The sequence below is a fragment of the Haematobacter missouriensis genome (genome assembly GCF_000740775.1).
In the GTDB taxonomy this organism is placed as follows: Bacteria; Pseudomonadota; Alphaproteobacteria; order Rhodobacterales; family Rhodobacteraceae; genus Haematobacter; species Haematobacter missouriensis.
Map to the genome: position 1 here is coordinate 402,733 of NZ_JFGS01000001.1, position 25,305 is coordinate 428,037.

At 63.6% G+C, this 25,305-nt stretch carries 23 protein-coding genes; 15 read left to right on the plus strand and 8 right to left on the minus strand.

Annotated features, from left to right (window positions below; translation table 11 throughout):
* The first annotated feature begins 12 nt into the window (after positions 1 to 12).
* From CG51_RS01930 to hflX, 6 genes are all read left to right on the plus strand, one after another.
* A complete protein-coding gene (locus CG51_RS01930) occupies positions 13 to 2,298 on the plus strand; it encodes a sensor histidine kinase NtrY-like (RefSeq protein ID WP_035741342.1) in 2,286 nt (761 codons plus the stop codon).
* 14 nt (positions 2,299 to 2,312) lie between these two features.
* Complete coding sequence (gene ntrX / locus CG51_RS01935) at positions 2,313 to 3,728, plus strand: nitrogen assimilation response regulator NtrX (RefSeq protein WP_035741118.1); 1,416 nt, start codon at positions 2,313 to 2,315, stop codon at positions 3,726 to 3,728.
* Positions 3,729 to 3,832: 104 nt separating this feature from the next.
* Positions 3,833 to 5,209 carry a Trk system potassium transporter TrkA gene (gene trkA, locus CG51_RS01940; RefSeq protein ID WP_035741121.1) on the plus strand — a complete coding sequence of 459 codons (1,377 nt, stop codon included), beginning with the start codon at positions 3,833 to 3,835 and terminating at the stop codon, positions 5,207 to 5,209.
* Positions 5,209 to 6,723 (plus strand): potassium transporter TrkG, encoded by a 1,515-nt coding sequence (locus CG51_RS01945; protein ID WP_035741124.1) that lies wholly within the window; start codon positions 5,209 to 5,211, stop codon positions 6,721 to 6,723. The genes trkA and CG51_RS01945 overlap by 1 nt, the downstream gene beginning before the upstream one ends.
* Positions 6,724 to 6,833: 110 nt before the next feature.
* Positions 6,834 to 7,067 (plus strand): RNA chaperone Hfq, encoded by a 234-nt coding sequence (gene hfq, locus CG51_RS01950; protein WP_035705913.1) that lies wholly within the window; start codon positions 6,834 to 6,836, stop codon positions 7,065 to 7,067.
* Positions 7,064 to 8,368 carry a GTPase HflX gene (gene hflX, locus CG51_RS01955; RefSeq protein WP_088233437.1) on the plus strand — a complete coding sequence of 435 codons (1,305 nt, stop codon included), beginning with the start codon at positions 7,064 to 7,066 and terminating at the stop codon, positions 8,366 to 8,368. Before hfq ends, hflX begins: the two co-directional genes overlap by 4 nt.
* Positions 8,369 to 9,158: 790 nt before the next feature.
* Here the strand turns inward: hflX and CG51_RS01960 are convergent.
* Positions 9,159 to 9,749: a histidine phosphotransferase family protein gene (locus tag CG51_RS01960; protein WP_035741130.1), complete on the minus strand. Its 591-nt coding sequence runs from the start codon at positions 9,747 to 9,749 to the stop codon at positions 9,159 to 9,161.
* Between the two features lie 38 nt (positions 9,750 to 9,787).
* Between CG51_RS01960 and CG51_RS01965 the strand changes: the two genes are divergently transcribed.
* From CG51_RS01965 to CG51_RS01980, 4 genes are all read left to right on the plus strand, one after another.
* A complete protein-coding gene (locus CG51_RS01965; protein ID WP_084694983.1) occupies positions 9,788 to 9,967 on the plus strand; it encodes a DUF3553 domain-containing protein in 180 nt (59 codons plus the stop codon).
* Positions 9,968 to 10,092: 125 nt separating this feature from the next.
* Complete coding sequence (gene olsB, locus CG51_RS01970) at positions 10,093 to 10,878, plus strand: L-ornithine N(alpha)-acyltransferase (protein ID WP_035741133.1); 786 nt, start codon at positions 10,093 to 10,095, stop codon at positions 10,876 to 10,878.
* Complete coding sequence (gene olsA, locus CG51_RS01975; protein WP_035741135.1) at positions 10,875 to 11,702, plus strand: lyso-ornithine lipid O-acyltransferase; 828 nt, start codon at positions 10,875 to 10,877, stop codon at positions 11,700 to 11,702. The genes olsB and olsA overlap by 4 nt, the downstream gene beginning before the upstream one ends.
* Before the next feature lie 57 nt (positions 11,703 to 11,759).
* Positions 11,760 to 12,386, plus strand: a complete 627-nt coding sequence (locus CG51_RS01980) for a thiamine phosphate synthase (RefSeq protein WP_035741137.1) — start codon at positions 11,760 to 11,762, stop codon at positions 12,384 to 12,386.
* Here the strand turns inward: CG51_RS01980 and CG51_RS01985 are convergent, their stop codons facing one another.
* Positions 12,387 to 12,719 (minus strand): TfoX/Sxy family protein, encoded by a 333-nt coding sequence (locus CG51_RS01985; RefSeq protein WP_035741138.1) that lies wholly within the window; start codon positions 12,717 to 12,719, stop codon positions 12,387 to 12,389. It abuts the gene before it with no gap.
* Between the two features lie 63 nt (positions 12,720 to 12,782).
* On the opposite strand from CG51_RS01985, the gene CG51_RS01990 reads away from it, so the two are divergent.
* On the plus strand, positions 12,783 to 13,508 hold the full coding sequence (locus CG51_RS01990) for an RNA methyltransferase (protein WP_035741140.1): 726 nt from the start codon (positions 12,783 to 12,785) through the stop codon (positions 13,506 to 13,508).
* A 32-nt stretch (positions 13,509 to 13,540) separates the two neighbouring features.
* On the opposite strand, the gene CG51_RS01995 is transcribed toward CG51_RS01990, so the two are convergent.
* Complete coding sequence (locus tag CG51_RS01995; protein ID WP_084694985.1) at positions 13,541 to 14,911, minus strand: aspartate aminotransferase family protein; 1,371 nt, start codon at positions 14,909 to 14,911, stop codon at positions 13,541 to 13,543.
* Positions 14,912 to 15,253: 342 nt separating this feature from the next.
* A complete protein-coding gene (gene parE, locus CG51_RS02000) occupies positions 15,254 to 17,227 on the minus strand; it encodes a DNA topoisomerase IV subunit B (RefSeq protein WP_416171684.1) in 1,974 nt (657 codons plus the stop codon).
* Between the two features lie 134 nt (positions 17,228 to 17,361).
* Between parE and CG51_RS02005 the strand changes: the two genes are divergently transcribed.
* Positions 17,362 to 17,919 carry a superoxide dismutase family protein gene (locus CG51_RS02005; protein WP_084694986.1) on the plus strand — a complete coding sequence of 186 codons (558 nt, stop codon included), beginning with the start codon at positions 17,362 to 17,364 and terminating at the stop codon, positions 17,917 to 17,919.
* On the opposite strand, the gene CG51_RS02010 is transcribed toward CG51_RS02005, so the two are convergent.
* Entirely contained in the window at positions 17,916 to 18,131 is a 216-nt protein-coding gene (locus tag CG51_RS02010) for a hypothetical protein (protein WP_035741144.1), read from the minus strand. The two genes, CG51_RS02005 and CG51_RS02010, sit on opposite strands and share 4 nt — an antisense overlap.
* A 125-nt stretch (positions 18,132 to 18,256) precedes the next feature.
* Between CG51_RS02010 and CG51_RS02015 the strand changes: the two genes are divergently transcribed.
* Entirely contained in the window at positions 18,257 to 18,514 is a 258-nt protein-coding gene (locus CG51_RS02015; protein WP_035705883.1) for a DUF2312 domain-containing protein, read from the plus strand.
* A gap of 4 nt (positions 18,515 to 18,518) precedes the next feature.
* Here the strand turns inward: CG51_RS02015 and CG51_RS02020 are convergent, their stop codons facing one another.
* From CG51_RS02020 to CG51_RS02030, 3 genes are all read right to left on the minus strand, one after another.
* Positions 18,519 to 19,367, minus strand: a complete 849-nt coding sequence (locus CG51_RS02020) for a hypothetical protein (protein ID WP_035741146.1) — start codon at positions 19,365 to 19,367, stop codon at positions 18,519 to 18,521.
* Between the two features lie 621 nt (positions 19,368 to 19,988).
* Positions 19,989 to 21,554, minus strand: a complete 1,566-nt coding sequence (guaA, locus tag CG51_RS02025) for a glutamine-hydrolyzing GMP synthase (protein WP_035741147.1) — start codon at positions 21,552 to 21,554, stop codon at positions 19,989 to 19,991.
* 50 nt (positions 21,555 to 21,604) lie between these two features.
* A complete protein-coding gene (locus tag CG51_RS02030; RefSeq protein ID WP_035741148.1) occupies positions 21,605 to 21,976 on the minus strand; it encodes a DUF6477 family protein in 372 nt (123 codons plus the stop codon).
* A gap of 209 nt (positions 21,977 to 22,185) precedes the next feature.
* On the opposite strand from CG51_RS02030, the gene CG51_RS02035 reads away from it, so the two are divergent.
* Together CG51_RS02035 and lipA are read left to right on the plus strand one after the other, a co-directional pair.
* Complete coding sequence (locus CG51_RS02035; RefSeq protein WP_035741350.1) at positions 22,186 to 23,307, plus strand: DUF6456 domain-containing protein; 1,122 nt, start codon at positions 22,186 to 22,188, stop codon at positions 23,305 to 23,307.
* 88 nt (positions 23,308 to 23,395) lie between these two features.
* Complete coding sequence (gene lipA, locus CG51_RS02040; protein ID WP_035741149.1) at positions 23,396 to 24,346, plus strand: lipoyl synthase; 951 nt, start codon at positions 23,396 to 23,398, stop codon at positions 24,344 to 24,346.
* The last annotated feature ends 959 nt before the right edge of the window (positions 24,347 to 25,305 follow it).

A 25,305-nucleotide genomic window follows, 5' to 3' on the forward strand; every position in this document is an offset into this window, starting at 1 on the left:
CGAGGGGGAACCGTGCAACGCACGGCTCGTAGCAGCGCGTCCTGGGCGGCAAGGCTCGCCCATCTGCGCCGGCAGCGCCGGGTGCAGAACCTCGCCACTCTTGGGTTGGTGATCCTGGGACCGGTGCTGGCGTGGCTCACGCTTTTCGCGTTGGGACCATTGGAGCAAGGCACGGGATCGACGGGGCTGCGGCTCGTCCTGCTGGCCGATCTTGTCTATACGCTCGTCGTGGCGGCGCTGGTCGCGCAGCGCGTGGCGCAGATGGTGGCGGCAAGGCGGGCGCATTCCGCCGGATCGCGGCTGCACCTGCGACTCACCGGCGTCTTCGTCGTCGTGGCGCTGGTCCCGACAGTGCTCGTCGCGGTCTTTGCCATGCTGACGGTCAACGTGGGGCTTGAGGGGTGGTTCTCCGACAGGGTGCGGAACGTTCTTTCCACCTCCCTCGCTGCAGCCGAAGCCTATGAAGACGAACATCGCCGCGACCTAGTGGAGGATGTGGAGGCGCTGGCGGCCTACCTGAACGATTTCCGCCGCCGGACCCTTCTTCCCTCCGACGGCACGCTCCGTGAGGTGCTGACGCAGGGTCAGGGCCAGATCCAGCGTGGCATCCGCGAGGCATATGTCATCGACGGCGGGGGAGAGCTGAAGGCGCGCGGCGAACGCTCCTACCTGTTCGACTACGAAAAACCGACCGACGATCAGCTGCGCCGTGCCTCGGAGGGTGAAACGGTCGTCATCGAGGACTGGGACAACAACGAATTCCGCACCCTCATCGCGCTCGACCAATACGTGGATCGCTATCTTTACGTTTCGCGGTCGGTGGACGGGCAGATCCTCAGCCTGCTCGACGATACCAAGCAGACCGTCGGCCTCTACCAGCAGCTCGAGCGGGACAGGGGGCGGCTGCTGTTCGAGTTCGGCCTGCTCTACGTCGGGTTCGCCGTCATCCTGCTGCTCGCGGCCATCTGGCTCGGCCTGTGGTTCGCGGAACGACTGTCACGGCCGGTCGGGCGGCTGGCCGGGGCTGCGCAGCGCGTCGGGAGCGGGGATCTCGACATTCATGTGCAGGAAGAACCGGGGGACGACGAAATCGCCATGCTGGGCCGGGTGTTCAACCAGATGACCCGCCAGCTCAAGGTCCAGCGAGAGGCGCTTCTGGATGCCCACCGCAGCACCGAGGAGCAGCGGCGCCTTTTCGACTCGGTGCTTCGCTCGGTGACGCCGGGCGTGATCGGCATGGATGCGGCGGGGCGGGTGCTGTTCCTGAACCGTTCGGGTCAGCGGCTTCTGGAGCTTTCCTCCGCCCCGGAAGGGCAGGAACTCGCCCTCTCCGTGCCGGAGTTCGGCACCCTGCTGGACAGGCTGCAACAGGGTGGGGCGGAGACCGTGCAGGAGCAGATCCCCGTCAGCCGCTCCGGGCGCCTCTTCCAGCTTCTGGTCCGCATCGCGATCCGGCGGAACTCGGACGGTGCGCTGGAAGGATACGTGGTGGCTTTCGACGATGTCTCGGATCTCGTCTCCGCACAGCGGATGGCCGCCTGGGGGGATGTCGCACGACGTATCGCGCATGAGATCAAGAACCCGCTCACCCCGATTCAGCTCTCTGCCGAGCGTATCCGTCGCCGTTTCGGAAGACAGATGGGGGAGGAGGATGCGGCCACGCTCGCCCAATACACCGAAGTCATCATCCGGCAGACCGGAGACCTGCGGCGGATCGTGGACGAGTTCTCCAAATTCGCCCGCATGCCGGAGCCGGATCGGCGGGAGCAGGACCTGACGAAACTCGTGCGAGACGCGGTGGTCCTGCAACAGAACGGCCAGCCCGGCGTGAGCATCTCCGCGACGCTGCCCGATCATCCGGTGGCGATGGATGTGGACGCGACCATGCTCTCGCAGGCGCTGACCAATCTCATCAAGAACGCGGGCGAGGCGATAGAGACACTGGTGGAGACGGGCGCGCCGGAAGGATACCGGCCGGAGATCCGCGTCTCGCTGGAGGACACCGCGGAAGGCGCGGTCATCTGCATCGCCGATAACGGCGCGGGTCTGCCGGAGGACCGTGGCAGGCTCTTCGAGCCATATGTGACGACCCGGGACAAGGGCACGGGGCTCGGCCTTCCCATCGTCAAGAAAATCGTCGAGGAGCATGGCGGCACACTTGCCCTTCTCGACGCGCAACCCTTCTCGGAAGGGGCGCATCGCGGCGCGCTGGCGGAAATCCGGCTGCCGCGGCTCGTACGGACGGACAGCGTCCGCAGCACTCTCGTAAAAACCAAAGAACGGGCCGCAAACGGCTGAAAAGGGGTAGGACGATGGGCGACATACTTGTTGTGGACGACGAAAGGGACATCCGCGAACTGGTCGGCGACATCCTGCGGGACGATGGCTTCACCGTCCGGCTCGCCTCCAATTCGGATGAATGCATGGCGGAGCTGAACCGGGAGGCACCGGCGCTCATGATCCTCGACATCTGGCTGAAGGACAGCGGTATGGACGGGATCGACATCCTGAAGACGGTGAAGCGGAACAACCCCGACATTCCCGTCATCATCATCTCTGGCCACGGCAATATCGAGATCGCGGTGGCTGCGATCCGGCAGGGCGCCTACGACTTCATCGAGAAGCCCTTCAACATCGACCAGCTGATGGTGGTGGTGCAGCGCGGGATGGAGGCGTCGCGCCTGCGACGGGAGAACGCGGATCTGCGGCGAAAGGAAGTGACAAGCGGTGAGATGCTGGGAAGCTCCGCCGCCTTCCGGGGGCTGAAGTCGCAGCTCGACAAGGTGACGAAGTCGAACGGGCGCGTGATGCTGAGCGGCCCGGCTGGCTCCGGCAAGGAGGCGGCAGCGCGGTTCATCCATGCCGGTTCGAACCGTGCCTCGGCGTCGTTCGTCACGGTATCCTCGGCCGGGATCGAACCGGAACGCATGGAGGAAGTGCTTTTCGGCCGCGAGACTGAGCGGGGGGTGGAAACCGGGCTTCTAGAGCAGGCTCATGGCGGTGTGATCTATTTCGACGAAGTCGCAGACATGCCCCTCGGAACGCAGTCGAAGATCCTCCGCGTGCTCACCGAGCAGCAGTTCACCCGGGTCGGCGGCGCGGCGAAGGTGCGCGTCGATCTCCGCGTCATCTCCTCCACCACGCGGAACCTGAAGGGTGAGATCGGCGCCGGGCGCTTCCGGCAGGAGCTTTTCGACCGGCTGAACGTTGTGCCGATCGTCGTTCCCTCGCTGGAGGAGCGGCGCGAGGATATTCCTGAACTCTCCGCCTATTTCCTGGGCCAGCTTCACAAGACGCAGGGCTTGCCGAACCGGCCGCTTTCTGAGGATGCCGCTGCCCTTCTCCAGACGATGCCGTGGCCGGGTAACGTCCGGCAGCTGCGGAACGTGCTGGAGCGGATCCTCATCCTCTCCGAAGGCTCGGGCCCCATCGAGGCGCGCGAGGTGCCGTCGCGCAACGAGGGACAGGGCGGAGAGGGACGTGTCGCGCTTTCCGGCGCGCTGGCCACGCTGCCGCTCCGCGAGGCGCGGGAATTGTTCGAGCGGGAATACCTGTTGACCCAGATCAACCGCTTCGGCGGCAACATCAGCCGCACGGCCAATTTCGTGGGCATGGAGCGGTCGGCGCTGCACCGTAAATTGAAGTCGCTCGGCGTCGTCAACACCAAGGGCGGCGGTCGCGGGGCCGACGAGGACGAGGAGGATGAGGTTCTGAACGCGGCGGAGTAGCAGCGCCACGCTCTGCAACGGGGGGCGGGGCGAAAGCCTCTGCCCGGTTGACGGGCGCGGCAGGCTCTGCAACCTAGCCAATGGAATGAGCGGGAGCCAGCGCGATGAAGGTCATCATCTGCGGAGCCGGGCAGGTGGGCTGGCAGATCGCGCGGCAGCTTGCCGGTGAGCGCAACGACGTTACGGTGGTGGACAGCAATCCTCAGCTCATCGCGCGCATTTCCGACACGCTGGAAGTGCGGGGGCTGGTCGGCTACGCTAGCTACCCCGACGTGCTTGACCGCGCAGGGGCGCGGGATGCCGACATGGTGATCGCCGCAACCCATTCGGACGAGGTGAACATGGTTGCGTGCCAGGTGGCGCATTCCGTGTTCAATGTCCCGCGCAAGATCGCCCGTGTCCGGGCGCAGAGCTATCTCGACCCGGCTTATGCCGATCTCTACCGCCGCGACCAATTGCCCATCGACGTGGTGATCTCGCCCGAGCGGGAGGTGGCGGAGGCCGCGCTGCAACGGATCGCCGCGCCTTCCGCCTTTGATACCGAAAGCTTCTTCGGCGGCAAGGCCCAGCTTCTGGGTATCGCGATCAGCGAGGACTGCGCCGTGCTCAACACGCCGCTGCGCCAGCTTTCCGACCTGTTCCCGACGCTCGGCACCATCATCGTCGGCGTGCGGCGGGAGGACCGGCTCTTCGCCCCGGAGGCGGAGGATCAGCTTTTCCCCGGCGATCAGGTCTATGCCTTCACCGACACAAAGGATGTGGACCGCACGCTGGAGGTCTTCGGCAAGGTCGTGGCACCGCAGGAACGCATCGTGATCCTCGGCGGTGGGGCTGTCGGCCTGACCGTGGCGCGCAAGCTGGAGGCAGGGGCCAACCGGGTGCGCGTCCGCATCATCGAACGGGACCGGGGGAAGGCGGAGACCGCCGCGGACATGCTGCAACGGACCATCGTGTTGAACGGCGACGGGCTGGACGCAGAACTCATGCGCGAGGCGGGGGTGGACAAGGCCGATGCCATCGTCGCGGTGACGGATGATGACAAGACGAACCTTCTTGCTTGCGTGCGGGCGAAGGCGGAGGGCGCGAAGCTTGCCATCGCGCTCATCAACGATCCCAGCATGGCGCAGCTCATGCCCGCGCTGAACATCGATGCCTACATCAACCCGCGCGCCACCACCGTCTCCTCCATCCTGCGGCACATCCGTCACGGGCGGGTGCGGGCGCTCTATTCCATCGGCGATTCGGAGGCGGAGATCATTGAGGCACAGGTGCTCTCCACGTCTCCCCTCGCAGGCAACATGATCCGGGAGATCGAATTTCCGGAAGGCGTGCTGGTCGGCGGTATTCTGCGGGGCGGGCGCTACATCAAGCCGGACAGCAAGACCCGGCTGGAGGAAGGGGACGTGATCGCCATCTTTGCGCTGACCCCGGACATCCCGCAGGTGGAGCGGCTGCTCCAGGTGTCAATCGACTTCTTCTGATGGAACGGCTTTTCGCGCTGCCGCTGTTCGTCCCGCTCACGGCTTTCGGAGGGCTGGCGATGTATGTGCCCGCCGCTCACGCGCTGGCGTTTCGGAACCATGGGGTCGCGCGCGCCTTCTTCTACAGCGGCACGATGGTGCTGTTCGTCACGGGGCTGACTGCGCTGGCGCTTTCCGGCCGGCGGTTCGGGACCGCTTCGCGGAGCCAACTTCTCCAGCTTCTCCTGGCCTATACCGCCTTTCCGCTGATCCTCGCTCTCCCCTTTGTGGAGGCCCTGGGGAACACCAGCTACGCGAATGGCTGGTTTGAAATGGTGTCGAGCTTCACTACCACCGGCGCCACGCTCTATGATGCGGAGCGTCTGGCTCCCTCTCTCCATCTCTGGCGGGCGATGGTGGGCTGGATGGGCGGGTTCTTCGTCCTGGTCACTGCCTTTGCGGTGCTGGCGCCCATGAACCTTGGCGGATTTGAGGTTCTCAACCCCGGATCGGTGGGATTCTCGGGCAAGCAGGGACCAGCCGGCATCGCGGTGGCGGACCTGCCGGAGCGGCTGCTGCAGCAGATCAGTCTGCTGCTCCCGGTCTATGTGGGGCTGACCGCGGCGCTCGGCCTGCTTCTGGCAGCGGCAGGGGATACGACGCTGGTCGCGATCTGCCATGCGATGTCCACCCTCTCGACCAGCGGCATCAGCCCGCTTCCCCCAGGGACGGCCACCCCCTCCGGTCGCTGGGGAGAGGCGGCGATCCTGCCGTTTCTTCTTTTCGCCCTTTCGCGCCGGACGATGCCGCTCGGCCGGGCTTCACGCCAATCCTTTCCCCTGTCTGCCGATCCAGAGTTCCGTCTCGGTATGGCGGCAGCCGTAATTGTTCCTCTGATCATCGTGGGCGTGCTTATCGCGGAGGCGATCAGGCGGGATGCATTTCCGGGGTTGGGACAGGTTCTTTCCGCCTTATGGGGTGCCGGGTTTACCGGGTTGTCCTTCCTGACCACCACCGGCTTTCGGAGCGCGGACTGGGCCGCTGGCCCACTCTGGCAGGGGATGACTGCGCCCGGTTTGTTTCTCATCGCTCTCTGCCTTGTCGGCGGCGGGGTCGCCACGACAGCGGGCGGCGTGAAGATTCTGCGGATCTACGCGCTCTATCTCCACGGCCAGCGGGAGATGGAGCGAATCCTGCATCCCCATTCGCTCGGTGGCGGTGGGCCCTTCAGGCGGCATCTGCGGCGGGAAGGCGCCTTCATCGCATGGCTGTTCTTCATGCTTGTCGCGCTCTCGCTCGCCGGGATGGTCTTGATCCTGACGCTGACGGGTCTGGGGCTGGAAGAATCGATCATTTTCTCCATTTCTTCCATCACTACGACCGGCCCTTTGCTGGGGATGGGCACGCAGCCCCCGCTCAGCGTGGCGGCAGTGGATGGTTGGGCGCGGCTGGTGATGGCGGGGGGCATGGTGGCGGGCCGGATGGAGATCCTGGCTCTCATTGCGCTTGTCGCGCCGGGCACATGGCGGCAATAGTCGGAAATTGGGGCTGGAATCTCCCTCCGCCTGCCATCATAATCTTGTGAGGACGAGGGCCGGTTCCGCCGCAGGCCGCAAGACCAATAACAGAAAAACAGGGTTTACCCATGGCCGCCGATAAGCAGAACCTGCAGGACGCTTTCCTCAATCACGTCAGGAAGGCCAAGATCCCCGTGACGATCTTTCTGATCAACGGCGTGAAGTTGCAGGGCGTCATCACGTGGTTTGACAATTTCTGCGTACTTCTGCGCCGGGACGGTCAGTCGCAGCTTGTGTATAAACACGCGATTTCCACGATCATGCCCGGTCAGCCGATCAGCCTTTATGAGGGTGAGGACTGATTTTTTCCGACGAACAATCCACCCACAGCGCGCCCACGCGCGCCTATGTGGTTCATCCCGATATCAAGGGTTCCGCAAGCGGTCGTGATGGCGGTGACCGGCTTCCCGAGCACCGGCTGGAGGAGGCGGTGGCGCTCGCCGCGGCTCTTCCTGGGCTTGAGGTGGTCGGCGCAGACGTTGTCCGGTTGCCTAAGGTTGCACCTGGCAAACTGTTCGGCTCCGGCAAGGTCGAAGAGCTGGCCGAGCTGTTCAAGGACGAGGAAATCGGCCTCGTCCTCATCGACGGGCCGGTCACGCCGGTGCAGCAGCGTAATCTGGAGAAGGCCTGGGGGGTAAAGCTCCTCGATCGGACGGGGCTGATTCTCGAAATCTTCGCCGATCGTGCCCGCACGCGGGAAGGGGTGTTGCAGGTCGAGCTTGCCGCGCTCTCCTACCAACGCACCCGGCTGGTCCGCGCCTGGACCCACCTTGAGCGGCAACGCGGTGGGCTCGGATTTGTCGGCGGGCCTGGGGAAACGCAGATCGAGGCCGACCGCCGCGCCATCGACGAAGCCGTCACCCGGATTCGCCGCCAGCTCGCCAAGGTCGTCAAGACGCGGGAGCTCCACAGGGCCGCACGGCGCAAGGTGCCCTATCCCATCGTGGCTCTGGTGGGTTATACGAACGCTGGAAAATCCACACTTTTCAACAGGATGACAGGCGCAGAGGTTCTGGCGAAGGACATGCTTTTCGCCACTCTGGATCCGACGATGCGGGGTGTGACGCTGCCATCCGGGCGGGAGGTGATTCTTTCCGATACAGTGGGCTTCATCTCCGATCTGCCAACGCAGCTCGTCGCGGCTTTTCGCGCTACGCTGGAAGAGGTGCTTGAGGCCGACCTGATCCTCCATGTCCGCGATATTTCTCACCCTGAGACGGAGGCGCAAAAGGCTGATGTGGAGGGGATCCTTGCGGAACTTGGGGTGCGGGATGAAGTCCCCATGCTGGAGGTCTGGAATAAGATCGACCAGCTCTTGCAAGAGTCTCGGGATGTGGTTGAGGTGCTTGCGGCACGCACACCCAACGTCTTCGTCGCCTCTGCCCTTACGGGAGAGGGGCTTGACCCGCTGCTTGCAGCCGTCTCGGAACGGTTAAGCGAGGAACGGACGCTACGCGATCTCGTGCTTCCCTTCGAGGATGGCCGGCGCCGTGCCTGGCTTCATGAACAGAACGTGGTGGAGAGCGAGGCGCCGGGAGAGGACGGCTGGCACGTGACAGTCCTCTGGACAGCCCGGCAGCGCGCCCGATACGACGCACTCTAACAGGGCCGGCTAGGATGAGCCCCTTTCCTGCTCCTGCTATCGCGCCGTCCCCGCGGTGCGATAGCTGATCCGAGTTTCTGCGTTGGCAGAATTCACCTCCTCTGAGGGAGGCGCAGGAACGGTTGGTGGAAGTAGAATTGTCTCTCGCGACAAAAGCCGACCCGACTGCGTGACTGAGCGATGCGGTAAGGCGCCGACTGCCCGCGCATTTTACGATCTGATGAGGCCGCAACAAAAGACCAGTTCGCTGCAAGGCGAATCTCTGCCACTGAACCTGCAGGACAAATGGCCGGTCTGGCGAGTGTAACGGTCAAGAAGACATCAGTGTCGATGCCACCGCTGGGCCGATACCCAATAGGTCGGTCCCTATGCGCATTTGGCTGGCGAATGTCATATAGCGAGGCCGCCACTATCTATGGACCAAGGTCGCGATGAGGGGATTTTTTGTGATCTCCTGCCTTTTTTCGACGAGCTCGCAGGTCTTTATACCAATAGCTTTTCAATCCTGCTGGAGATCGCGCTGATTGGACAGGGCGCGCCGGGACTGCTCCCAACGGTCGGTCCGAAGGCGCCCGAACTTTCCCTTCAGGATGGGCGGGCCTGCTGCCCATCACGCGTTTGTCCTCAGAAACATGCCTTCGTGACATCGGCCGGCTTGATCCCATGCGCTCTCATTTCCCACTGTCAGCAAAAGTCAAAAGTAATGCCCGCGCCAACACCTGTGTGTGATCAACATGCAGCATAGGCAGTGTCCTTGTGAAATTGGCCTGCGCCTGCAGTAGCGATGCCGCTAGAAGCGGATCTCCAACCTGTCCCCAATGTGCACCCTGATACACCGCTGCTGCCGGGCGGCTTCCATCGGTGCGAGCAGAAACTGAACCTGCGCGGCACCGAGCTCTGTAGTCTGGCCGGGTTTTTGCAGGCAGGCCCAATGGCTCTCCTCCATCCGCATGCGGTCTCCTTCGGCGAGCAGAAGCCATTCTCCTTCGTGACGAACCTCGATCCGCCCGCCGCGAGGCAGGGCGGTCTCAAGGCATTGCAGCAGGAGGAGGGCAAGCTTTACTTCCTGCCGGGAGGTGCTCGCCGCCTGCCAGTCAACCTGAATGCGGCCTTGGCCCCACAGCCCCTCAACTATCTCCCGCAATTCGCTGGGCGCCACACTCTGTTCCGCGCCCGCCATGCCATAGGCAATGCGGAAGAACCGGATACGGGCGTTTGCGTGGGCGACGCTATCCCCTATGAGAGACATTTCCTCCCCGGCCGGATCGCCCGTCATACGCAGAAGCTCAAGCCCATTGCCGATCGCGCCCAGCGGACTGATAAGATCGTGACAGATGCGCGAGCCGATCAGCGCGCCAATATCGGGGGTGTCATGGGTCATGGTCTTTCCAATCGGCTTTGGGGGCGTCGATGAGCAGTATGGCAGGCCTTCTGGAGCCGGGCATGCTCGTACGTCATCCGAATGCCCCGGAGTGGGGTCTGGGACAAGTGCAGTCCAATATCGGTGGCCGCGCCACCGTAAATTTCGAACATGCGGGCAAGGTGGTCATCGACGCGTCCCGGGTGGATCTCATTCCCGTGTTCGACGGGGGGCACTGACGCCACTCTCCCCGATGTCCGTTAAGAAACGGTTACCGGATCGTGATTTGCAGACCATGGGCCCCCTCGGCCTTGTCACCCTGTGGGGCAGGCCATAGACAGTCATGAACAGGACGGAGACGCCCATGCAAAATGCGCCTCTTGCCAGGACGGGATCGCAATTCTCCGTCCGGCTGGCCAGTACGCCGCAGGATATCCGGGACGCGCAGCGGCTCCGATACGAAGTCTTCGTGGCGGAACTGGGTGCTACGGGGCCGCTGGTCGATCATGAGGACCAGCTGGAATGTGACCGCTACGATCCATTCTGCGACCATCTTCTGCTTTTCGACGATGTGAAGGGGCGCGTCGCGGCGGTCTACAGATTGCTGCCGGGAGAGCGGGCGGAGCTTGCGGGCGGATTCTATACGCAGAATGAGTATGATCTTGCGCCGCTGCTTGTCTCCGGCCGGAAGCTTCTGGAATTGGGCAGATCCTGTGTCCATGCGGATTATCGCGGAAGCGCCGCGATGTTCGTCATGTGGAGCGCGCTTGCGGACTATGTCATGGAACGGGGGATCGAGATTCTCTTCGGGACGGCCAGTTTCCACGGGACAGATGTGGACGCCCTAGCGCTTCCCCTCTCATGGCTCCATGCTCATCACCTCGCGCCGGAAATCCTCCGGGTACGGGCGTGGGGCGCGTCGGCGCAGCCGATGGACCTGATGCCGGTGACGCCGGATGACAAGAACCGCGCGCTTGCCGCGATGCCGCCCCTCATACGCGCCTACCTCCGGCTCGGCGGTGTTGTGGGCGAGGGCGCATGGCGGGACGCGGCCTTCAATACGACGGATGTCTGCCTCATCGTTGACACCACGCATATGTCTGCACAGCATCGCGGCTTCTATACCCGCGGCCGGGGGCAATCCGCGTGAGCCGCACCTGGCAGCCCGAGGAGCCGCCCCCCGCGCTCAACCGACCTGACATGCGCGGGTGGATCAGGGTGATCTGCCGTGTGGTGCCGATGGTGGCCATCACCTTTCCGGCGCTCCTGCTTATCCTGATGGTGCGGCTCGTGGAGCGCCCCCTCGCCCGCGGGGGGCGTCCGGTGACCGCGCGGATCAAGCAGGTCATCTGCCGTATCGACCTGGCGCTGCTGGGTATTTCCTTCACGCGCCGCGGACAGCCGATGACGGGTGCCGGGATCCTTGTGGCCAACCATTCCTCCTGGCTCGACATCCTCGTGCTGGGCGCGAGTGCGCCTGTGACCTTCGTCTCCAAGGATGACGTTGCGGACTGGCCCGGCATCGGCCTGCTCGCGCGGGGGACGGGAACGATGTTCGTCACCCGCGATCCGAAGCTGGCCGCTCAGCAACGCGATGAGTTGGCGCATCGGCTGGCGGAGGGTGAGTTGATGCTGTTCTTCCCCGAGGGCACCAGTTCCGACGGCCGCCGCATCCTGCCCTTCAAGCCCGCGCTTTTCGAGTCGCTCTTTCTTCCCGGCCTGCGGGAGAAGTTGCAGGTGCAGCCGGTATCGGTTCGCTACCACGCGCCGGGGGGGGAGGATCCGCGCTTTCACGCATGGTTCGGCGACATGGATTTCGGCCCGCATGCGCTGAGCGTTCTGGCTGCTCCGCGCGGTGGCGCAGTGGAGGTGATCCTGCATCCGCCAGTCCGGGTGCGGGATTTCGACGGGCGCAAGAGCATCGCCGCCTGGAGCGAAACCGCCGTGCGCGACGGTTCCCGCCAGCGGGCCTGAGGTGCTGGCAAAGAGCCGAAATCCCGGCTATAGCGGCTCACGTTTCAGGAGCCAGCGATGCAAGACCAAGATCAGGACCGGCCGCAGCTTTATCTCGTGACCCCCCCGGATTTCGAGGTGGAATCCTTCGGCCCGAGGCTCGCTGCTGTTTTGGACGGAGCGGAGGTCGCCTGTCTGCGGCTGGCTCTCGTCTCCCGCGATGAGGACCGTGTGGCCCGCGCGGCCGATGCGCTCCGTGAGATCGCGCATGTGCGGGACGTCGCTTTGGTGGTGGACCGGCATGTCGGGCTGGTGGAGCGGCTCGGGCTTGACGGTGTGCATCTGACCGACGGGGCGCGGGGCGTGCGCAAGGCGCGTGAGGCGCTTGGCGCGGACGCCATCGTGGGCGCCTTCTGCGGTGCGTCGAGGCATGACGGGATGACGGCGGGAGAGACGGGGGCGGATTATGTCGCCTTCGGCCCGGTCAGCGCGGGCGGTCTCGGCGACGGCACCGTGGCGGATCGGGAGCTTTTTGCCTGGTGGTCTGAGATGATCGAGGTTCCGGTCGTCGCGGAGGGCGGTCTGACGGTCGATCTGGTCCGTGATCTTTCCCCGGTGACAGACTTCTTTGCGGTGGGAGAGGAAATCTGGCGGGAGGAAGATGCGCTGGCGGCCCTTCGCCGTCTGCTGGCCCCTGTCGCCTGATTATTTCGCAGGGAGGCTGTCCGTGAAGCGGATGGCCTGCGCCAGAAGGTCGCCGCGGATCATGTCGTCCCCCGCCGCCTCATCCCCGAGCAGGACGATGCCGCCAAGCGCGCGCATCCTGCCCATCTGGAAGGGTGATACTCCGGGAAGGGCCAGCGCCGCCGGGGCTGCCGCCTTGCCGATGCGATAGAAGATCCCGCGCGAGATCAGCCCTGCCATCATGTTCCCCTGCCGGAAGAAGGCCAGCCCCCCGAACATCCGCCGCTCACCGAAATGGCCGAACGGTTCCATGTCCTCGCGCAGCAGCTGCTCCAGTCCCGTTTCCCACGCCATGGCCGATCCTTGCCATTCACCCATGTGAAGCGTATCAGGCCGCGTTCCCGAACGGAAAGGCCGATGACAGAAGCTCGTCCCGCATTCATCCTCGTGCGCCCGCAGATGGGTGAAAACATCGGTGCCGCTGCGCGCGCGATGCTGAACTTCGGTCTGGACCGCATGCGTCTTGTCGCGCCGCGCGATGGCTGGCCCAATCCCAAGGCCGTCGCCATGGCAAGCGGGGCGGGGCGGGTCTTGGACAATGCCACGGTATTCGACACGGTCGAGGCGGCGATCGCTGATTGCACCTATGTCTATGCCACCACGGCGCGGAGCCGCGAGCTCACCAAACCCGTGCTGACGCCGGAACAGGCGATGGCCGAGGCGCGCGCGATTACCGCGGCAGGGGGGCGCGTGGGCGTTCTCTTCGGGCCGGAACGGGCGGGGCTGGAGAATGCCGACGTCGTTCATGCCAATGCGATCATCACCGTGCCCGTCAATCCGGAGTTTCCGTCACTGAACCTCGCCCAATGTGCGCTGCTGACGGGCTATGAATGGGCGCGGCACGGAGAAGCTCCCCCCGTACGCGAAGCGATGGGCGAGCGCGCGACATCCGGGGATGTGGCGCGGCTTGGTGAGCATTTCGAGGAGCGTTTGGATGCGGCGGGATTCTTTTTTCCCGCGGACAAGGCTGCGCATATGCGGATGAACCTGCGCAACATGCTGTCCCGTCTGCCGCTGACACGAGCGGATGTGCAGACCTTCCACGGAATGCTGCGTCAGTTCGGTCGCAGGATGGGCGGGTAGGAGCGCGCCTCGAAAGGCACGCTCCCCCTTTTTCAGCCCTTCAGTTCGGCCGCGGTTTCGTCCAGCGATTTGGAGAAGCGAGCGATCATCTCATCCACCTGCGCCTCGGTGATGATGAGCGGCGGGCAGAAGCAGATCGTATCGCCGATGGCGCGGTTGATGAGGCCGTTCTCGGCGCTCTTGCGGGTGTAGATCGCGCCCGCCTTGCCCACGGGATCGAACTTCGCCTTGGTCGCCTTGTCGGCCACCAGTTCCACCGCGGCGATGAGCCCTACGCCACGCACCTCGCCAACCAGCGGGTGATCCGCGAACTCCCGCAGACGTTTCTGCATATAGGCGCCAACCTTTTCCGCATTGGCGACGAGACCGCGCTCCTCGATGATCTTCAGGTTCTCGATGGCGACCGCCATGGCGACCGGGTGGCCGGACGCGGTGTAGCCGTGCCCGAAGGCGCCGTTCTTCTGCGAGCCGTCCGCGATGGCCTGATAGATTGCATCCGTCAGCATGATCGCCGCCAGCGGCTGGTAGGAGGAGGTGATCTGCTTGGACAGGACGAGGAAGTCCGGCTTGATCCCGTAGTATTCGCAGGCGAATGTCTTGCCGGAGCGGCCGAAGCCCATGATGACCTCATCGGCCACCAGCAGGATGTCGTATTTTTTCAGGACTTTCTGGACTTTTTCCCAGTAGCCCTTCGGCGGAACCAGAACGCCGCCCGCGCCGATCACCGGCTCGCCGATGAAGGCGGCAACCGTTTCCGGCCCTTCGGCAAGGATCATGTCCTCGATCTCCTGCGCCAGCCGGTCGGAGAACTGCTCCTCCGTCTCGCCTTCCTCGCCGAAGCGGTAGAAATGGGGGGTGGTCACATGCTTCATCTGCGGCAGCGGCAGGTCGAAGTCCTTGTGGTTGATCGGCAGACCGGTGAGCGAAGCCGACGCCACGGTGATCCCGTGATAACCGTTCTTGCGAGCGATGATCTTCTTCTTCTCCGGGCGGCCCAGCACGTTGTTGTAGTACCAGATCATCTTGACGACGGTATCGTTCGCCTCGGAGCCGGAGTTGGTGTAGAACACCCGCGTCAGATGCTCCGGCGTCATCTTCACCAGCGTTTCAGCAAGGTCGATGGCCGGCTCGTGCGACTTGGAGGAGAAGATGTGGTAATAGGGCAGGGTGGACATCTGCCGCTGGGCGGCCTCCACCAGACGTTTTTCGCCAAAGCCCACAGCGACGGACCACAGCCCGGCGAGAGCCTCGATATATTCCTTGCCAGCGTCGTCATAGACATGGATGCCGTCGCCACGCGAAATCACCATGGGGCCGTTCTGCTCGTGCATCCGGGCATTTGTATTCGGGTGGAGGAGATATTTGACATCGCGCGCGGCGAGAGAATTCGGAAGCGTGTCCATGATGCGGAACCCTGTCTATGACTCACCCGCGCCGGTTGACGCAGGCTCGGCGCGAAGCGTAGCGACTTCCAGACGATCTTGCACCCCCGAAGCTCGACGGAGGGCAGGAAAGCGGCATCGCATGTCGGGAATTCATGCCAACTGCCGCCGCGCCGGGCCATTTGCTTCTGTCGAGGCAGCGCGTGAAGATCGCGCCCGCACGTTTATGTGGAACCATGCCGCCCTCCCCAGCGTAAATGATCCGGGAGGGGTGGTTGCCGGCAAGGGGGACCTGCCCCCTCGCAGGATTTCGGGAAACGATGACGCAGACAGGGGCCGTATCTGAGGGCAGCCAGATCGGTTTCAGACGTCCAACTCTTCCACGAAACGGGCATTTTCCTGAATATACTGGAAGCGCATCTCCGGGCGCTTGCCCATCAGCCGCTCCACCAGGTCGCCGGTCTCGCCTGGTTCGTCCTCGTCAATGGAAACGCGGATGAGCTTGCGTGTGGCCGGGTTCATCGTCGTGTCCTTCAGATCCTTGGCGTCCATCTCGCCCAGACCCTTGAAACGCTGCACGTCGATCTTGCCCTTGCCACCCAGCCCCTTGGCCAGCATCCGCTCTTTCTCCGCATCGTCGGCGACGTAGATGCGGTTCGCCCCCTGCGTCAGCCGGTAGAGCGGCGGACAGGCGAGGTAGAGATGCCCCTGGTCGATAAGCGGGCGCATATGGGTGAAGAAGAACGTCATCAGCAGCGACGCGATATGGGCGCCGTCCACATCTGCATCGGTCATGATGATGATCTTGTCATAGCGCAGCTCATCTACGCGGAACTTCGTCCCCATGCCGGAACCGAGTGCCTGACAAAGATCATTGATCTCCTGGTTCTGTGCGAGTTTGCCCGATGCCGCACCGAGGACGTTCAGGATCTTGCCCCGGAGCGGGAGAAGCGCCTGCATCGTGCGATCCCGTGCCATCTTGGCCGAGCCACCCGCGCTGTCGCCCTCGACAATGAACAGTTCCGTGCTCCCGCGGTTCGTGGCGGAGCAATCCACCAGCTTGCCAGGCAGACGGAGTCGCTTGGTCGCGGATTTACGCGCCGTCTCCTTTTCGGAGCGACGGCGGATCCGCTCCTCCGCCTTCAACACGAGGTAGTCGAGGATGGCGCCCGCCGTTTTGGTATCCGCAGCCAGCCAGTTGTCGAAGTGGTCGCGCACACCGACTTCGACCAGCCGCGCGGCTTCGACCGTTGCCAGGCGGTCCTTGGTCTGACCCACGAACTCCGGATCGCGGATGAAGCAGGACACCAGCGCCACGCCGCCCGACTGCAGGTCCTCCCGCTGGATTTGTTGCGCCTTGCGATTGCCCACCAGCTCTCCGTAGGCCCGGATCCCCTTCAGGACAGCGGCCCAGAAGCCCTGCTCATGCGTGCCGCCTTCCGGTGTGGGAACCGTGTTGCAGTAGGACTGGATGGCACCATCCCGCGCGGGAGACCAGTTGATCGCCCATTCCACCGAGCCGGGAACCCCGAACTTCTCCTGAAACCCGACCTTTCCGGCAAAGGGCCGGTCGGCATAGGTGGCGGTGCCGGACAACTGCTCCATCAGGTAATCCGCCAGTCCACCCGGGAAATGGAACGTCGCTTCCTTGGGCGTCTCGCCATCGTCGATCGCGGTTTTCCAGCGGATTTCGACGCCTGAGAACAGATAGGCCTTGGACCGCGCCATGCGGAAGAGCCGCGCCGGTTTGAACCGCTGATGGCCGAAGATCTCTACATCTGCATGGAAGATCACCGTGGTCCCGCGCCGGTTCGGGGCAGGGCCCACCTTCTCGACAGGACCGAGCGGTTTTCCGCGCGAAAATTCCTGCGCGTAGAGTTCCCGGTTCCGCGCAACCTCCACCCGCATCCGGTCCGACAGCGCATTGACGACGGAGGAGCCGACCCCGTTCAACCCGCCCGAGGTCTGATAGGCCTTGCCGGAAAACTTGCCCCCCGCGTGAAGCGTGCAGAGGATCACCTCCAGCGCCGATTTGCCGGGAAACTTCGGATGCGGATCGACGGGGATGCCGCGGCCGTTGTCCCGGATGATGACGGTGTAGTCCTCCGTCAGCTCGACCTCTATCCGGCTGGCGAAGCCGGCGACAGCCTCGTCCATCGCATTGTCGAGGATCTCGGCCACCATGTGGTGCAGCGCCCGCTCATCCGTGCCGCCGATATACATTCCGGGGCGCTTGCGGACGGGTTCCAGCCCTTCCAGCACCTCGATGGAAGAGGCGTCATAGCTTTGCGACACACTGTCGCCGGAGAGGAGATCTTCGGGAGGCATCAGGCTCATCTGGTAGGTCAGGGGTTCCCAAGCAGTAGAACATGTGTGGAGGGCGGGAACAAGCCCGCCACCGTCTCCGTCACTCCGATGGGCCGCAGGAACGGTCGGGCTTGCCGGGGGTTATAGTGGAAAGGGAGACAATCATGACCAGACCTCTTGCAACATGCCTCGTCTTCGCGGCTCTCGCGCTTCCGGTGGCCGTGAGTGCCCAGACGGCACCTTCTCCGGCATCGACCCAACAGCCGGCAACCCAACAGGCGGCGACCACGGGTGAAACCGCCACCGCAGCCTTCGTAGATGGTTCGGGCAATCCCGCGGGCGAAGCTCAACTGCGTCAAACACCGGCAGGCGTTCTGATCCATCTGAAGGTCATGGGGTTGCCGCCCGATCATTGGGTAGCGTTCCATATCCACGAGACCGGCACCTGCGATGCGGCGACTCATCACGAAAGTGCTGGCGGCCACTTCAACCCAACGGGCGCGAGCCACGGCTATCTGGCGGAGGGCGGCCCCCATGCCGGCGATATGCCAAACCAGATGACCCGACCGGATGGCACGATAGAGGCGGAGGTGCTGAACCCTTCCGTCACGTTGGCATCCATCGTGGGCAGGTCGCTCATGATTCACGCGGGGCCGGATGACTACCGCAGTCAGCCGTCAGGCGCGGCCGGCGACAGGCTCGCCTGCGCTCCCATTCGTTAACGGAGCAGAATACCGGCGACGACCAGCGCCAGCCCCAGCGCGGAAAGCCCGAGCGCGGCGACATTGAGAAGCATGGCCTTGCGCAGCCGGGACTGCGTCTCGGCTTCGTCCAACCCGCCCTTGCGGGCAGACATGGCCTGCCGGATGCAGAGCCCAAGCCCAGCGATACCGGCGAGCGTCATCGCCGCGCCGATCCAGATCAGTGCTTCCATGTCATCTCCTCGCGCAGCCTGCTCCGGCCCTAAAGCAGCAGGCAGTCTTCCGCAAGCGCGCGTCTCCGGGGCCTTGCGTGGAGAGGAGGCGGCGCGCTAGGAGGTTCTCCAAAAGGAGACCGCCCATGAATGCCGTTACCGACGACGCCTATAACGTCACAGCCGAGGAGCTGCGCCAGTTCATCGAACGCTACGAGCAGCTCGAGGCGGAGAAGAAGGACATCGCGGAGCAGCAGAAGGAAGTGATGGCCGAGGCCAAGGGGCGCGGCTACGACACAAAGGTTCTTCGCAAGATCGTCGCCCTGCGCAAACGGGACAAGGACGACGTGGCCGAGGAAGAAGCCATTCTTGAGGTTTACAAATCCGCCCTTGGCATGGGTTGAGCCCTTAGGGCTGTATAAGCTCAACATTCTCCATGGCCGCGATCCGCTCCACATCCGCGTCATAGGCGTCGGAGATCGCGGCCACGGATTCCGGTGTCCAGCCGGGCAGGTCCAATTCCATCTCGATCGCTTCCGGCCTGCCGAAGCGGGTGAGGAATGAGGAGACGATCGTGCGGCGTTGCTCCGCGTCTTTCGGTGGATGGCTTGAGAGATAGAGGCGCAGTCGGTCCAGCCCGTCTTCCGTCAACAAGGGAGACAGTCGATCCAGAAACCCGCTATCGCCCGTGCCACTGATCCCGGCCACGCGCTCCACCACCTCCGGCCAGATGAGCGGCATATCCTCATCACACCATACGACAACCAGCGCCCTTGGTGCGGCCCGGCGCAGACGCAGAATGACATCCGCCCAGCTCAGCCCGGCCATCGCACCGGGATCTCCCGCAAGCGCGGTCGCGGCGGGATCACCTTGGCAGATCAGCGTGGGAAGCAAGGTGGCGGGTGACCGGACGGCCACGTGAAACTCAATCTCCACATCGTCCGGGAACAGCATGGAGAGCATTTCTGCCTGGGGGCCGGCCAGCGGATAAAGAAGGCCATCGCCAAGCGGCTGCGGGGAAAATCCGGGCAGTTCCTGCGAACAGTTCTCACTGACAAGAACTCGGCGCACCCCCTCCTCCCGGAACCTGCGGAGGACGCGACCTTCCTTCGCAGGCGTTCCGGCGTCTTTCAACGGCTCGGCGGGGTCTGCAATGGCAACGCTGTGACTGGCGAGTATCTCGCGGCTCCGCTGCAGCGAGGCATAAAGCGCATCCCGACCGGAGCAGGGGGCGCCAAGGTGAAATGCAACTTGCATCGGACTCCGTTATGCTGGCCGACGTTCCCGTGGGGAGGGAGAGGCGGGCGGAGGATTTTCACGACGAAAAGTTAACAATCTGTTGATGATCCGTCAAAGCGGTTTCCACCGTACCATGACGAAAGGTGGAGGTAAGATCGCAGCGTCACACCACGAAAAAACCGATCATTGCCGCACTGCGGAAATCCTGGGAACGATGCGCCGGAGCCCGCTAGCCCGGCCGGCGGTCTGACGAGAGCCTTCCCGCGAAATCATTGCGATGCTGTGTCATGTCTCAGCTTCGGGCCCGACGTCATGCCCGAGGGCTGAACCGTAGCTCGAACACAGGGTACGTGCTCCACCCTCAAGGCGTGCCGGATCGGATTGCCCCGCGAAGGACTTGACCCGCCGAGGCCCGTCTTCCGTGCGGTAAGGACAGGAGACAGAGGATTAACACGCCATGTGCCTGCCGCGAGGGCTCATAATGACATCCAATGAATGTGGCACTTGTTTGATATTCTGCTGGGGCCGAGAAAACGGAGGGCCCGGAGTGAAAATTCGCCGGTGTGGGTATGGAAAAGCCCGCACTGATGCGGGCTTCAATATGTCCGCGGCGTCTTGCGCCGGTCTAAGGAAGCGGGATCACTCCCACTCGATCGTGCCCGGAGGCTTCGACGTGATGTCGTAGGTCACGCGGTTGATGCCCTTCACTTCGTTGATGATCCGCGTCGCGGTCTCACCCAGGAAGGCATGGCTGAACGGATAGTAGTCCGCCGTCATCCCGTCCACGCTGGTCACCGCGCGGAGCGCACAGGCGAAGTCGTAGGTGCGCCCGTCGCCCATCACCCCCACGGTGCGGACCGGCAGAATGGCCACGAAAGCCTGCCAGATTTCGTCGTAAAGGCCATGCCGGCGGATCTGGTCGATATAGACCGCATCGGCGCGGCGCAAGATCTCCAGCTTCTCGCGCGTGATTTCTCCCGGGCAGCGGATGGCGAGACCGGGGCCGGGGAATGGGTGGCGGCCTATGAACTTCTCCGGCAGGCCGAGTTCGCGGCCAAGCGCCCTTACTTCATCCTTGAACAGTTCACGGAGCGGCTCCACCAGTTTCAGCCCCATTTTTTCCGGCAGGCCGCCCACATTGTGGTGCGACTTGATGGTGACCGAGGGGCCGCCGGCGAAGGAAACCGATTCGATCACGTCGGGATAGAGCGTCCCCTGAGCCAGAAACTTCGCGCCGCCCACCGCAGCGGCGTGCTTCTGGAACACGTCGATGAACAGCTTGCCGATGGTCTTGCGCTTCACCTCCGGGTCGGAGACCCCCTCGAGCGCGGAGAGGAACAGCTCCGATTCGTCGGCATGGATCAGCGGGATATTGTAGGTATCCCGGAACATGGAGACGACTTCCTCGGCCTCGCCCTGCCGAAGCAGGCCATGGTCCACGAAGACACAGGTGAGCTGGTCGCCGATCGCCTCATGGATCAGGACGGCGGCGACGGAGCTGTCCACTCCGCCCGAAAGGCCGCAGATGACCTTTTCGTCGCCGACCTGCTCACGGATCTTGCGGATCGCCTCATCACGGTAGGCACCCATCGTCCAGTCGCCCGTGAACCCGGCGAGGCGCACGAAGTTTTCCAGCAGGCGCTTGCCGTTCGGGGTATGATGCACTTCCGGGTGGAACTGCACGGCATAGAACTGCCGCTCTGCATCGCCGACGATTGCATATGGCGCATTGGGCGAGGTTCCGATCACGGCAAAGCCGGGCGCGAGCCGGGTAACCCGGTCGCCGTGGCTCATCCAGACCTCCTCGCGACCGCTGTCGAACAGGCCGGAGAAGATGCCGTCCTTGCCATGGCCCTCTGCGGGCTCCACGTAGGCACGACCGAATTCGCGGTGATGGCCGCTTTCCACCTTGCCGCCCAACTGTTCCATCATCGTCTGCTGGCCGTAGCAGATGCCAAGCACGGGGACGCCCATGTCGAACAGCGCCTGAGGCGCCCTCGGGCTGCCCGTCTCCGTCACACTGGCCGGTCCGCCGGAAAGGATGACGGCCTGCGGCGCCATCTCGCGCAGGGTTTCGTCCGTCACCTTGTTGAAGGGCAGGATTTCGCTGAAGACATTCAGCTCACGAAGGCGGCGCGCGATGAGCTGCGTCACCTGGCTGCCGAAATCGATGATGAGAAGGCGTTGGTGCTCGGGCTGGGTCATGGTTCCCTCTAGGCATCCCTGCGTTTCCGCGCAAGGGGGACTGCCGCCACTTAGGCGTTCAGGGCTTCGCGCTCAACCCCCGACACGGACAACCCCGACACGGACGGGGTGGGGACAGCGGTGACGCCGGAGGCGGGCACTCCAGGCAGGGGTATAAGGCGCGCCTCTGCGATGACGGCGATCAGAACATCTATGTGCCGGGCGAGGCTGTAACCCGCTTCCTCGTTGCGGCGGCTGAGGTCGAGACGTTCCTCCTCCTCCAACAATGTAGCGAGCGCGCGTTCAGGACTGGGCACGGTCGTTTGCCGCGTCACCCGTGGCAGGTCGCGATCTCGACGATAGTCGGAGAGCCCGAAATGCGCGGCGCGAATCAGCAGGCGGGGACGGCGCATTGCGACGAGCTCCGACAGGGCATCATACATTCTTGCTCTCCTTCAAAAAGCGGGAAGTCAAGAATACTCAACCTGTACGTGTGTTGCGCTTTCCGGCAATACGGCGCGCGCTGCTTTCAGGGAGGTTTAGGAATTCCCGACAATTATGGGAATTCGTGCGGTTATTAACGGACAGGTAATAAATGTCACTGAAGTCTGAACCTCGAACGAAAGCGGATCTGAGGGACTGCGGCGGCATCATGAGAGCGGCAAGAACGGCGGTATCTCCGGCACCTTCGAAACTGCCGGACTGGCTGCCAGATGCGGCGCGTCTCTACCTTCTGCACACGGAGGCCGGTCTGTCGCTCCGCGCGCTGGCCAGAGACAGGGGCGTGCATGCCTCCACCGTGATGAGGCTGGTCAGGCGCTATGAGAATCGCCGGGACGACCCCCTGATCGACGGCGCGCTGGCGGGGCTTGGCCGCCGCAGCACCGCATCGACGCCCGAAACCGAGAGCGAGGATCCCCTCATGACCGCACCGACTCCGCAAGCCTCCTTCGTCCCAGACGAGGCGCTCATACAGCGGGAGGGGCTACGTATCCTTCGTCGTCTGTGCGAAACCGGCTCGGTGCTTGTCGTCTCCACGGGAATGGAGCGGGCCGTGGTGCTCAGAACCGCGCCGGGCGGGGAGCAGGAACGAACGGCGGTGGTCGAACGACAGGTCGCGGAGGCCTTCGCGCTGAAAAGCTGGATCACCTGCCGCCCGCGGGAAAATTCCTCGGCAATCCGCACACCGCTTTCAGTGTATGAAATCACACAAGCCGGTCGGTCAGCCCTGAAATCCATGCTTCGCGGCATTCCCGATGCACAGGGTTTTCACGAGGCGCCGACCGCCTTCCGTTGGTCGGAGCGGGGCGAAGACCGAGAGATCGCACGAAGATCCCGCTGTAACATGGCGGAATCTCCGGTAATTGTTCTTGGGCGACGACGTGACAAGGATGGCAGACCCTTCCTGTCGCGCGAGTTGATCGCCGCAGCCGAACGCCTACGGGAGGATTTTGAGCTTGCGCAAATGGGTCCACGTGTCGCGCAGAACTGGGATCGGTTCCTCACAGGCGGAGAGCGGAACACAGCCGGCGCGGGCACTCCCGACACTGCTCCGGCCCGCGCGCGGGAGCGGGTTGCGGTGGCGCTTCGCGATCTTGGTCCGGGGTTGGGGGATATGGTCCTCAGGTGCTGCTGCTACCTGGAAGGACTGGAAACGGCGGAGCAGCGGATGGGCTGGTCGGCCCGCTCGGGCAAGATCGTCCTCCGGATCGCGTTGCAGCGGTTGAAGCGGCATTACGATGAAACCGGACGCGGCGCCGTGCTGGTCGGGTGAGCAATGCAGGACGGGAATGCAGGCACTGCCGTTGCTTATCCGCGCCTATGGGACTATCTGAAGGAACCAGCATTCCGAGGGGTTTTCCGTGCGCGATCTTAAAATTCCAGCAGAGCGCCATCCCGAAAAGGCTCATCGCCCCGACAGCGAGCAGCCGCGCAAACCGTCTTGGATCCGGGTGAAGGCGCCCACGTCCGAAGGCTACCGCAAGACGCGGGAGATCATGCGCGAGAACCGCCTCGTCACCGTATGTGAAGAGGCAGGCTGCCCCAATGTCGGCGAGTGCTGGAGCCAGGGCCACGCCACCATGATGATCATGGGCGAGATCTGCACGCGCGGATGCACCTTCTGCAACGTGGCGACCGGGCGGCCCGACGCGCTCGACGTGTTCGAGCCAGGTCGCGTGGCCCATGCGGTGCAGAAGCTCGGGCTGAAGCATGTGGTCATCACCTCTGTGGACCGTGACGATCTGGAGGATGGCGGGGCAGATCACTTCGCCCAGACCATCCGCGCTGTCCGGCATCGCAGCCCGGAGACGACCATCGAAATCCTGACGCCCGACTTCCTGAAATGCGCGCCCTCCGTGCTGGAGAAGGTCGTCGAGGCGCGTCCCGACGTGTTCAACCACAATCTGGAGACGGTGCCGGGACTTTATCACGAAGTGCGCCCTGGCGCGCGTTACTTCCACTCCCTGCGCCTGTTGCAACGGGTAAAGGAGTTGGATCCGACGATGTTCACCAAATCGGGCATCATGGTGGGTCTGGGCGAGGAGCGTGCGCAGGTGCTTCAGGTGATGGACGACATGCGATCCGCCGATATCGACTTCCTGACGATCGGCCAGTATTTGCAGCCCACACCAAAACACCATCGCGTGGCGGATTTCGTGACGCCCGATCATTTCAAGGCTTATGAGAAAGCCGCCTGGGGCAAGGGTTTCCTGATGGTCTCCGCCACCCCGCTCACGCGTTCCTCCTACCATGCCGGTGACGATTTCGCGCGGCTCCGCGCCGCACGGCTGGAAAAGTTCGGCAGGGCCTGACTGGCCGGATCCGCGTGCGCGGTTTGGGGGGTCTTGCACCTCGCATTCCGGCCGCAGTCCTTTTCGAGAAAGGCGGCGCTAGGGCGGGTGTTCGCGCCGCTCGTTCGCCGGAAAGCCGCTTTGTCACCGCACCATTGGAAGCCGGTAACTCAGCGGGCCACAAGACGGGCTGCCGGATATCCGTGTGACAGGGGTGCTGAAAAGATCGGCGTTGAAGCGAAATCGTTCGCCGTCTGAGGAAATTCAACTAGGAAATTACCTGGTCCCAAGTCTTTCCGGCCGGTTTCGACGTCCAAGCGTGAACCTTCAAGATTTTTTCAGCAACTTACCAAGTCACTGACAGGCTCCTCAAAGGTCGAGCATTGCTCGGGGTCGCGGTTGCAGCGGGGAAATCGATCCAGTCGAGAGTCAAAACTGTGGTTTTCAAGAAATTTCCCAGCAAGGGGGAACATCTCGGCCTCAGTCTAACTCCAACCGCGTGAGCGGGCTGCTTTCCTAGCTGTTCAGTCCCGGCATCTGGTGGGTCGGATTTACGGTGAATCGATCTGGCTCTGAAGTCCAGATCTTGCAGATTCGGGCCTGCCCTCGGACCGATGGCGGGCTGGCCCCCCTTGTTGCTGCTCGGACAGCGTGCGTGGTCGTGGCGCTGCCGTGACGAACTTGTCCCATAGGGCATCCGTCCATTCCAAAGAAAGCATCGCACCATCAAACCGGGGGAGCAAACATCTAGACGGATGCGGGTCGGCCGATTAGGTTTATCGCAGCCCAGTCGTCGCTTCGGGCGTTGGAAGGGTTCGGGCGACCGAACCGAAATCTTTCGCGGCGGGTGCTACCTCATCGAAAGCATGGCGAGTTCCCGGCGCCTGGTTCGCACCTCGTCTATCAGGCTGCTGAAAAAATCCTGAAGTGTTATGCTTATGTGCCGGAAATCAAAAAATCTGACCGGGAGGCCCGGAAGT

Bases quoted from the DNA above. Each gene is read 5' to 3' on its own strand.
- ntrX (WP_035741118.1), top strand. From the start codon at position 2,313: ATGGGCGACATACTTGTTGTGGACGACGAAAGGGACATCCGCGAACTG.
- trkA (WP_035741121.1), top strand. From the start codon at position 3,833: ATGAAGGTCATCATCTGCGGAGCCGGGCAGGTGGGCTGGCAGATCGCG.
- CG51_RS01945 (WP_035741124.1), top strand. From the start codon at position 5,209: ATGGAACGGCTTTTCGCGCTGCCGCTGTTCGTCCCGCTCACGGCTTTC.
- hfq (WP_035705913.1), top strand. From the start codon at position 6,834: ATGGCCGCCGATAAGCAGAACCTGCAGGACGCTTTCCTCAATCACGTC.
- CG51_RS01960 (WP_035741130.1), bottom strand. From the start codon at position 9,749: ATGACCCATGACACCCCCGATATTGGCGCGCTGATCGGCTCGCGCATC.
- CG51_RS01965 (WP_084694983.1), top strand. From the start codon at position 9,788: ATGGCAGGCCTTCTGGAGCCGGGCATGCTCGTACGTCATCCGAATGCC.
- olsB (WP_035741133.1), top strand. From the start codon at position 10,093: ATGCAAAATGCGCCTCTTGCCAGGACGGGATCGCAATTCTCCGTCCGG.
- CG51_RS01980 (WP_035741137.1), top strand. From the start codon at position 11,760: ATGCAAGACCAAGATCAGGACCGGCCGCAGCTTTATCTCGTGACCCCC.
- CG51_RS01985 (WP_035741138.1), bottom strand. From the start codon at position 12,719: ATGGCGTGGGAAACGGGACTGGAGCAGCTGCTGCGCGAGGACATGGAA.
- CG51_RS01990 (WP_035741140.1), top strand. From the start codon at position 12,783: ATGACAGAAGCTCGTCCCGCATTCATCCTCGTGCGCCCGCAGATGGGT.
- CG51_RS01995 (WP_084694985.1), bottom strand. From the start codon at position 14,911: ATGGACACGCTTCCGAATTCTCTCGCCGCGCGCGATGTCAAATATCTC.
- parE (WP_416171684.1), bottom strand. From the start codon at position 17,227: ATGAGCCTGATGCCTCCCGAAGATCTCCTCTCCGGCGACAGTGTGTCG.
- CG51_RS02005 (WP_084694986.1), top strand. From the start codon at position 17,362: ATGACCAGACCTCTTGCAACATGCCTCGTCTTCGCGGCTCTCGCGCTT.
- CG51_RS02010 (WP_035741144.1), bottom strand. From the start codon at position 18,131: ATGGAAGCACTGATCTGGATCGGCGCGGCGATGACGCTCGCCGGTATC.
- CG51_RS02015 (WP_035705883.1), top strand. From the start codon at position 18,257: ATGAATGCCGTTACCGACGACGCCTATAACGTCACAGCCGAGGAGCTG.
- CG51_RS02020 (WP_035741146.1), bottom strand. From the start codon at position 19,367: ATGCAAGTTGCATTTCACCTTGGCGCCCCCTGCTCCGGTCGGGATGCG.
- guaA (WP_035741147.1), bottom strand. From the start codon at position 21,554: ATGACCCAGCCCGAGCACCAACGCCTTCTCATCATCGATTTCGGCAGC.
- CG51_RS02030 (WP_035741148.1), bottom strand. From the start codon at position 21,976: ATGTATGATGCCCTGTCGGAGCTCGTCGCAATGCGCCGTCCCCGCCTG.
- CG51_RS02035 (WP_035741350.1), top strand. From the start codon at position 22,186: ATGAGAGCGGCAAGAACGGCGGTATCTCCGGCACCTTCGAAACTGCCG.